Source organism: Micromonospora sp. NBRC 101691 (assembly GCF_030269285.1).
Lineage (GTDB): Bacteria > Actinomycetota > Actinomycetes > Mycobacteriales > Micromonosporaceae > Micromonospora > Micromonospora echinospora.
In genome coordinates, this window is the sequence record NZ_BSTB01000004.1 from 400,727 (window position 1) to 409,141 (window position 8,415).

Annotated in this window: 10 protein-coding genes; 5 read left to right on the plus strand and 5 right to left on the minus strand. The window is 72.1% G+C overall.

Annotated elements, in window-relative coordinates; translation table 11 throughout:
• Positions 1–31: 31 nt before the first annotated feature.
• Entirely contained in the window at positions 32–493 is a 462-nt protein-coding gene (locus QSK20_RS10450; RefSeq protein ID WP_285788392.1) for a MarR family winged helix-turn-helix transcriptional regulator, read from the minus strand.
• 110 nt (positions 494–603) lie between these two features.
• Between QSK20_RS10450 and QSK20_RS10455 the strand changes: the two genes are divergently transcribed.
• The 3 genes from QSK20_RS10455 (at position 604) to QSK20_RS10465 (ending at position 2,680) form a co-directional block, all read left to right on the plus strand.
• Positions 604–1,164, plus strand: a complete 561-nt coding sequence (locus QSK20_RS10455) for a YceI family protein (RefSeq protein WP_285788393.1) — start codon at positions 604–606, stop codon at positions 1,162–1,164.
• A 74-nt stretch (positions 1,165–1,238) separates the two neighbouring features.
• The gene (locus tag QSK20_RS10460; protein ID WP_285788394.1) at positions 1,239–2,003 is read left to right on the plus strand and encodes a pirin family protein; all 765 of its coding nucleotides are present in this window, start codon (positions 1,239–1,241) and stop codon (positions 2,001–2,003) included.
• A gap of 80 nt (positions 2,004–2,083) precedes the next feature.
• The gene (locus tag QSK20_RS10465) at positions 2,084–2,680 is read left to right on the plus strand and encodes a nitroreductase family protein (RefSeq protein WP_285788395.1); all 597 of its coding nucleotides are present in this window, start codon (positions 2,084–2,086) and stop codon (positions 2,678–2,680) included.
• A 71-nt stretch (positions 2,681–2,751) separates the two neighbouring features.
• Here QSK20_RS10465 and QSK20_RS10470 read toward each other — a convergent pair whose 3' ends face one another.
• A complete protein-coding gene (locus QSK20_RS10470) occupies positions 2,752–3,291 on the minus strand; it encodes an RNA 2'-phosphotransferase (protein ID WP_285788396.1) in 540 nt (179 codons plus the stop codon).
• Positions 3,292–3,624: 333 nt separating this feature from the next.
• On the opposite strand from QSK20_RS10470, the gene QSK20_RS10475 reads away from it, so the two are divergent.
• The gene (locus QSK20_RS10475; protein ID WP_285788397.1) at positions 3,625–4,542 is read left to right on the plus strand and encodes a methylenetetrahydrofolate reductase; all 918 of its coding nucleotides are present in this window, start codon (positions 3,625–3,627) and stop codon (positions 4,540–4,542) included.
• Positions 4,543–4,591: 49 nt separating this feature from the next.
• Here QSK20_RS10475 and QSK20_RS10480 read toward each other — a convergent pair whose 3' ends face one another.
• The gene (locus QSK20_RS10480) at positions 4,592–5,668 is read right to left on the minus strand and encodes a methyltransferase (RefSeq protein ID WP_285788398.1); all 1,077 of its coding nucleotides are present in this window, start codon (positions 5,666–5,668) and stop codon (positions 4,592–4,594) included.
• 186 nt (positions 5,669–5,854) lie between these two features.
• Between QSK20_RS10480 and QSK20_RS10485 the strand changes: the two genes are divergently transcribed.
• Positions 5,855–6,856 (plus strand): GHMP family kinase ATP-binding protein, encoded by a 1,002-nt coding sequence (locus tag QSK20_RS10485; RefSeq protein ID WP_285788399.1) that lies wholly within the window; start codon positions 5,855–5,857, stop codon positions 6,854–6,856.
• Between the two features lie 18 nt (positions 6,857–6,874).
• Here the strand turns inward: QSK20_RS10485 and QSK20_RS10490 are convergent, their stop codons facing one another.
• Positions 6,875–7,354: a DUF6114 domain-containing protein gene (locus QSK20_RS10490; RefSeq protein WP_285788400.1), complete on the minus strand. Its 480-nt coding sequence runs from the start codon at positions 7,352–7,354 to the stop codon at positions 6,875–6,877.
• A 2-nt stretch (positions 7,355–7,356) separates the two neighbouring features.
• Positions 7,357–7,992 carry a DUF6230 family protein gene (locus tag QSK20_RS10495; RefSeq protein ID WP_285788401.1) on the minus strand — a complete coding sequence of 212 codons (636 nt, stop codon included), beginning with the start codon at positions 7,990–7,992 and terminating at the stop codon, positions 7,357–7,359.
• Positions 7,993–8,415 lie beyond the last annotated feature (423 nt).

Below are 8,415 nucleotides of genomic sequence, written 5' to 3' on the forward strand. Positions count from 1 at the left end.
CGACCGGCGGGCCCCGGCCCGTCCCGGCGGGTCAGCCCTGCTCGTCGGCGTCCAGCCGGTGCAGCACCCGGGTGGCGAAGCGCTCCAGGGTGGCCACCTCGTCCCGGTCGAGCTGGTCGAGGAAGAACTTCCGGACGGTCGCGACGTGACCGGGGGCGGCGGCCTCGATGGCCTCCCGCCCGGCGGGGGTGAGCACCACGAACGCACCTCGCCGGTCGCCGGGGCAGCCCTCGCGGTCGACAAGGCCCCGGCGCTGCATACGGCTGAGGTGGTGGGAGAGGCGACTCTGCTCCCACTCCAGCTGCCGTTGGAGCGCGAAGGGACGCAGCCGCCCCTCGTCCGCGTCGGTGAGCGCCACGAGAACGTCGTAGTCGGCGAGGGAGAGGCCGGAGTCCTGCTGCAACTGCCGTCCCAGGCGGGCGGTGAGTCGGTTCTGCATCTGCAGGTAGGCCCGCCAGGCGCGCTGTTCGTCGTCGTCGAGCCATCGGGTCATGACTCCACCCTACCAGTGATCGATGACACATCATGAAGGGAATGGATGATGGGTCATGTAGGTTGAGGCAGACGTAAATGACACATCATCAAGCTCCCCAGGAGGACGCCATGACCGCTCCGACCGCCGCGCTCGCCCAGCTCACCGGCGTCTACGCGATCGACCCGAGCCACAGCCGCATCGGCTTCGTCGCCCGCCACGCGATGGTGACCAAGGTCCGGGGTTCGTTCAACGACTTCGAGGGCCGGGTGGTCTTCGACGGCGACGACCCGAGCGCCACCGAGGTGACCGTCACCATCCAGGCGAACAGCATCGACACCCGTAACGCGCAGCGCGACGAGCACCTGCGCAGCAACGACTTCCTCGCCATGGAGACCCACCCGGAGATCACTTTCGTCTCCACCGCGTTCCGGCAGACCGGCCCGGACACCTTCGACCTGACCGGCGACCTCACCGTCCGGGGTGTCACCCACCCGGTGACCGTTCCCTTCACCTACGAGGGCGCGGCCACCGACCCGTTCGGCAACCTGCGGGTCGGCTTCGAGGGCTCGGTGAGCATCAACCGTCGCGACTACGGGGTGACCTGGAACGCCGCCCTGGAGACCGGCGGTGTCCTGGTCAGCGAGAAGATCGTCCTCGAGTTCGAGGTCTCCGCGATCAAGCAGTCCTGAGCCGTGGGGCGTGCCGCACCGGCGGTGCGCCCTCCGCTTCCCCACCGACCGACTCCCAGTGGAGAGGACCTCCCGTGAGCACCCTGCTGACCCCCCGCGTCGACATCCGCCGGGCCGAGGAGCGGTTCGTCACCGAAGCCGGCTGGCTCGACTCGAAGCACTCGTTCTCGTTCGGCCACCACCGCGACCCGGCGAACACCCACCACGGGCTGCTCCTGGTCAACAACGACGACATCGTCACGCCGGGCACCGGCTTCGACACCCACCCGCACCGGGACATGGAGATCGTCACCTGGGTGCTGCGCGGCTCCCTGGTCCACCAGGACTCCACCGGCCACTCCGGGGTGATCTACCCGGGGCTGGCCCAGCGGATGACCGCCGGTCGCGGCATCCTGCACTCGGAGAAGAACGACTCCTGGCGTCTCCAGGGCGAACGGCACACCGAGCCGGTGCACTTCGTCCAGATGTGGGTGGTGCCCGACGAGACCGGCCTGACCCCCGGTTACGAGCAGCTCGAGATCGACGGTGAACTGCTCGGCGGCGGCCTGGTCCCGGTCGCGTCCGGGATGGAGCGGCACGACGGGGAAGCCGCCATCCGGATCCGCAACCGGTACGCCGCCCTCCACGCGGCCCGGCTGGAGCCCGGTGGCAGCGTGCCACTGCCCGACGCGCCCTTCCTGCACCTGTTCGTGGCCCGGGGCGCGGTGGAGCTGGAGGGCTCCGGCCGGCTGGGCACCGGTGACGCCGTACGCTTCACGGCCGGCGGTGGACACCGGGTCACCGCCACCGAACCCGCCGAGATCCTGGTCTGGGAGATGCACGCCACCATCGCCGCCTGACCCCGGCCCGACCCACGCCCCCGACCCGGCCGGCCTCTCGCCGGCCGGGTCGGGGCCCGTCGACAGCAAGGAAACGCACCGTGACCCACCCCAAGCGGGCCGACACCTCCGCGCCGCTGCACCCACTGCTCGCCGAGCGGTGGAGCCCTCGCAGCTTCGACCCGTTCCACCAGCTCGCCGACGCCGAACTGCACCCCCTCCTGGAGGCGGCGCGCTGGGCACCGTCGGCGAACAACAGCCAGCCCTGGCGGTTCCTCGTCACCCGGCGGGGCGGCGACGACTTCACCCGGCTGCACGCCGCCCTGAACCCGGGTAACCAGGCCTGGGCCGGCGCGGCGAGCGCACTGCTGCTGGTGGCCGCCCACACGGTCGACGAGGCCGGTCGGCCCCGGCCGTACGCGCTCTACGACACCGGTCAGGCCGTCGCGCACCTGGCCGTGCAGGCCCAGGCCCACGGTCTGGCCATGCACCAGATGGGCGGCTTCGACGCCGCGGCGGTACGGGACGCCTTCGGGCTCGACCCGGCGCTCACCCCGGTCGTCGTGGTCGCCCTGGGACGGGTGGACGCGCCGGATCGGCTGCCCGCCCCGCTCGCCGAGCGGGAACGGACGCCGCGTCAACGGCACGCGCTGGACTCCCTGCTGCTCGCGCCGGATCCGGCGGTCGCCTCCGCCTGAACGGGCACCGCGTACCGGACTCCCCCGGGCCGTGGGCGCGGGCGGTCCCGGGTGTCGCAACCGGTGTCCGCTCAGCCGGTCAGGTAGTCCACCGGCACCGCGTCGGTCAGCCAGACGCCGTTGGCGCTGCGATAGAAGAGGTACCCGTCGCGGACCATCGCCGCGGCGTCCACCGTGAGCACCACCACCGGTCCGCCCCGACGGCTACCGACCCGGCGGGCGGTCTCGACGTCGGACGACAGGTGCACGTGGTGCCGGCCGCCCCGGTGCAGCCCGGTGGCCATGATGGACTCCGCCGCCTCCCGCCCCGTGCCGTGGTAGAGGTGGCCGGGGGGCGTCTGCGGGACGAGCCCGAGGTCGACCGGGATGGAGTGTCCCTGGCTGGCCCGGATCCGCTCGACCCCGTCCGGGCCGAGGTCGACGGCGAAGCGCTGCTTGTCGTTGCCCGCCACCACCGTGTCGAGTTCGGCCCGGGTCATCCGCAGCCCGCCGAGGAGGTCGGCGACCGGCACCCACCCGCCCCGGTCCGGCGTGAGGCCGAAGCGTCCGGGCTCGTGCCGCAGGGCCAGTGACATCCGCTTGCTCAGCCGTACCACGTCGCGATGATCCACGTTCGCATTGTCGCCAAAGAACGGTGCCCCGCCCCACCGGTTTTGCCGCCCTGCGCCGTGAGCGCGCTCCTCCGACCGCCGGGGACGCGCGCAGGTGGTCGACGTGGGCGCACATCCGGGGCAGCTCCACAGTCTCCGGCAGGTGAGGTCCCGCCACCGCCGCCGCTCCCGTCGGCGGGCCGCTCTCGCCGAGGGTTGGCCTGCCGGCAGCGATCCCGAGACGGGTGCAGCCGCCCAGTGGTACCGGGTAGTGGCTCGGCTACTGTGGCGGGCATGTCGGATCGCGCGGACCGCCTCGCCCCTCAGCCTTCCGCCGCACCGTCCGGAGGCACGGTGCCCGACGTCCTCGCCACCGCCCGGCAGCGTCCCCTGTTGCTGTTCGGGCTCACGCCACCCCGGCGCAGCGCCACCCCCGAGCAGGTCGCGGAGATCGCCCGGGTCACGCTGGCCCGGCTGGCGCCGCTGGATGTGGACGCGCTGCTGCTCTACGACATCGACGACGAGAGCGACCGCAACCCGGACGAGCGCCCGTTCCCCTACCTGCCGACGATGGACCCGGCCGTCTTCCACGCCAGCCACCTGGGCGACTGGCACCTGCCCACGATCGTCTACCGCTGCGTCGGCAAGTATCCGGAGCCGGAGCTGCGCGACTGGCTGGAGTCGACGGATCCGGACCGGGTGGCGGCCGTCCTCGTCGGCGCGTCCTCCAGCACCAAGGAGGTGCACACACCGCTGCCCCGGGCCCACGCCCTGCGGCGGGAGGTCCGGCCCGACCTGACCGTGGGTGGGGTCGTCATCCCTGAGCGGCACACCCGGGGACGGGACGAGCACCTACGGATGCTGGCCAAGCAGGAGCAGGGCTGTGCCTTCTTCGTCTCGCAGGTGATCTACGACGTCGACGCGACCAAGAGCCTGGTCTCGGACTACCACTACGCCTGCCGGGAACGGGACGTCGCGCCCCAGCCGATCGTGTTCACCCTGTCGGTCTGCGGCTCGTTGAAGACCCTGTCGTTCCTGAAGTGGCTGGGCGTCGCTGTTCCCTGGTGGCTGGAGAACGCGTTGCGGCACGCCGAGGACCCGCTCACCGAGTCGTACGAACAGTGCCTGGCCAATGCCCGCGAACTGGCCGGCTTCTGCCGACGGCTCGGGGTGCCGTTCGGCTTCCACGTGGAGAGCGTGTCGATCCGCAAGGTCGAGATCGACGCCGCCGTCACCCTCGCCGCCCGGATGCGGGAACTGCTCACCGACTGAGGATCCACGGTGATGGGACCGCCCCCGCGCGGGCAGGGACGCGGGTGGGTCAGCGGGACTGTTCGGCGAGGCGGCCGACGAAGATCGCGGTCGGCCCGGGGGTGCGCCGCACGTCGACCAGGTGGAACCCGTTCGCGGCGAACAGCGCCGCCATCTCCGAGGCGCTGCGTTCCCGGCCACCGCTGCCGACCATCATCTGCAGGTCGAGGAAGCCGGGGTGGTTGCCCCCGGACCCCTCGGGCACCAGGCAGTCCAGCACCAGCAGCCGGGTACGCGGGGTGAACGCCGGCCGCAGCCGGTCGAGGACGGGCCGGGCCTGCTCGTCGGTGAGCCCGTGCACGATGTTGCGCATCAGGTAGGCGTCGCAGCCGGGCGGCACGTGGTCGTAGAAGCTGCCGTTGACCACCTCCACCCGGTCGGTGATTCCGGCCGCGCCGAGCACCGCCGGCGCGTCGGCGGTGGCGGCCGGCAGGTCGTAGAGCACCCCGCGCAGGTGCGGATGCGCGCTCAGGACGCCGGCCAGCAACTGCCCCGACCCGCCGCCGACGTCGGCGATCCGTTCGTACCGACCGAAGTCGTGCGCGGCCAGGATCTGCGGCATGTCGAGCCGGCTCAGTTCCCGCATCGAGCGGTGGAAGTGCTCCCCCTCGTCGGGGTGCTCGGCGAAGTAGTCCCAGAGAAAGCCGCCGTACTGCCGGGGGAACGCCGGGCTTCCCTCGGTGACCGTGGCGGTCAGGTCGGACCAGATCCGCTGGTTCCAGCCGGAGCTGATCTGGATCAACGTGTGCCGGACCGAACGCGGATGGTCGCTGCGCAGCGGTTCGGCGAGCGTGTTCAACGCGAAGGTGCGGGGCCCGGTCCGGCGGAAGATGCCGTCTGCGGCCAGCGCCCGCAGCACCCGGAACAGGCTGTCCTCGTCGGCGTCGGTGGCGGCGGCGAGCGCCACCACATCCCGGGGACCGTCGGTGAGCTGGTCGGCCACGCCCAGCCGGGCCACCGCGCCGAGCGCGTGCGTACGCCAGAAGCCGGACGCGGCGTCGAGCAGGCTCGCGGGGGGCGGCGCGAGACGGCGCGACGTGCCACTCAGGGCGGAACCGACCGCACGGACCGCGTCGACCAACACCATAGGGGGAGCTGATGGTTTCTTCGCCACGAAACGCACGCTACCGGTATCAGTACGACAAGTAACCAGCCAAACGGCCTATTGCGGCAAGTCGGACTTTGCCCTGGTCAGGGCGGTGACGTCGAGTGCCGATCGGCTCGTGGTGACGGCCCGTTCAGCGGTGACCCGGCAGGCGTCAGACTCACAGTCGTGACCCGTACCCCGCCCACGCTCGGTCAGGTCGTCCGCGACGAGCCCGACGTCGCCCACGAGCCCGCCCCACTGCCGGCCGATCCGGCGCAGCAGGTCGTCGAGCGGCGGCAGGTCGGGGTCGGGCACGCCCCGTGCCACCACGGCGAGATCCTCCAGGGCGTCTTCCTCGACGCCGACGGGCACCCGTGCCGAGGCCTCGTCACCCTCCCCGTTCCCGGTACCGGCACCACCGCCGCCTTCGTCCGGCGGCCGGGAAGCCCCGCCGGCCACCTGACGGTCCGTCCCGCCGACCGGCACAAGGCCCGGCGTGCCGCCGTCCTGGCCGTGGCCGAGTGCGCGCGGCTGACCGGGGAACGTGCCTGCGGTGGACGACTCGACCTGCACAGCCAGGTTCCGGTCGGGATCGGGATGGGCTCCTCCACCAGCGACGTCATCGCCGCGGTGCGCGCGGTGGCGGCCAGCTTCGGTCTCCGGCTGCCGGCGGAGACGGTGGCCCGGATCGCCGTCCGGGCCGAACGGGCCTCCGACCCGCTGATGCTGGACGGCAGCGCGGCCCTGTTCGCCTCCCGGGAGGCCCGGGTGCTGGAGGACTTCGGCCGCCCCCTGCCCGCCGCCGTCGTCCTCTCCTGCACCACCAACGCGGGCCGCCCGGTGGACACCCTGACCCTGCCCGCGCCGTCCGCCCGGGAGGTGCCGGCGTACGAGGAACTCCGGGCCGCGGTGCGGCAGGCGGTCGCCACCGCCGACGTCGGGCTACTGGGCCGGGTCAGCAGCGAGAGCGCCCGCCGCAACCAGTCCCTGCTCCCCAAGCCGGAGTTGCCGTTCCTGGAACGGGTCGCGGCACGGACCGGCGCGGCCGGCGTCCAGGTCGCGCACACCGGCAACGTGGCCGGCCTGCTGTTCGACCCGGCCGCCCCCGACCTGTCCGACCGGCTGCGCCGCGCCGCCCGGCGCCTGTCGGCGGGCGGGCTGCCGGTGACCCGGACCATCGGGCCCTGAGCGGGGAACGCACGGCGCTCAGCGGGCGCGCTCCGCGTCCGGCGACGCCTCGGACCCGGCGGGGACCACGGTGTCGGTCGTGACGGCGGGCAGGGCGGCCCCGGCCGGAAGGTGGCGTCGCGGTGTCCAGGCCAACGCGAGACAGCCGCCGACCAGGGCGAGCAGCATGCCGACCAGGAAGCCACCGAGGTTCGAGGTCAGCCAGGAGGCCAGGGCCAGGATGATCGAGACGATGGCGTAGAAGGCCCGCTGGGCGGGCGTGACGAGCAGGAGCACGCCACAGGTCAACAGCAGCAGGGGAACGAGGTAGCCGGCCATCCCCTGGAGTCCGATGTGCAGGATGACCGGCAGGGGCGCGCGCACCGAGGCGAGGATCTCGGCCCCGCCGAGAATCACCAGGAACGCGCCCCAGAACGGACGGGTCCGACGCCAGCGCCGGAACCGGCCCGGCCGGCTCCGGCGGGACGTCGCGGCGGGCCCGGGGACCGCACCGGCCATCGTCAGCAACCCTCCGACGCGAAGCTCATCCGCAGATGGGGCAGGGTGAAGGCGGCGGCCGTGGTGGCCCAGTTGTTCTGCCGGAGATCCTCGATGACGACCGTGTCGGCCTGCTGGGCGAAGACCCCGATGCCGCCCTTGACCCCCGGCACCTTGTCGAGGGTGCTGGCGTCCTGTCCGATGTCGATGTTGGAGAAGTCGGCGTCACCGGCGATGCTGTCCGAGTCGACGACCAGGGTGCGGGCCTTGACCGGCTTGCCGGCGTTCCCAGCGGTGATCTTGAGGACCATCCCGCCCATGTTGACGCTCTGGCAGAGGTTGGTCAGCTCGGCCCGGTCGATGGCCGAGACGATCACCACGACCTGTCCCCCGGTGTCTCCCTCGTTGGGGCTGCCCTCGACCATGTGGTCCAGCGCGGCGAACTGCTCGAAGCCGGTGCCGTCGAGCCGGTCGGCGGTCACCGTGAAGGGCAGGCCGGAGATGGAGAACTGCGCCGCCAGGACACCCTGAGCGGTGAGCAGCACCATGGCGGCACTGAGCACACCGGTGCCGAGAAGCATCGGAAAGAACCGGCGCCAGCGGACCGCGCCTTCTTCGGGGACGGTTGTGGAGGCATGCGCGATATCGACGGACGACATGACCGACTCCCTTGATCGAATGGTGTCGTGGCGAGCTGTCGACGGCAGGGATGGCACAAGTTACCGCCGAGTACGGTTCGGGGTCAAGACGTCCGCGAGCTGCGTCTTCACCATGGCAAAAAAGTCAAAAACCTCGATCAATTGACGACGGAATTGTTTCTTGACGGCACCACCATCGGGGGCATATAACATCGGCAGAATTCATTGCTTCCGGTCGTGACGTCGCCTTCTGCGATCCGTCCGACGCACACCGACGCGACGCCCCCCGCCCGCCGATCCCGTCCCGGACCGGCCCGTGGACGGTCACGTCGCGCCTCCACCGCCCACCGCCCCGCCCCGGCCCGCGCCGGCCGGGTCGACGGGTGCCGCCCGAGGAAGGAGGCACGCACTCCGCCCGATCCACCCGCCCACCCCCACCCCCCA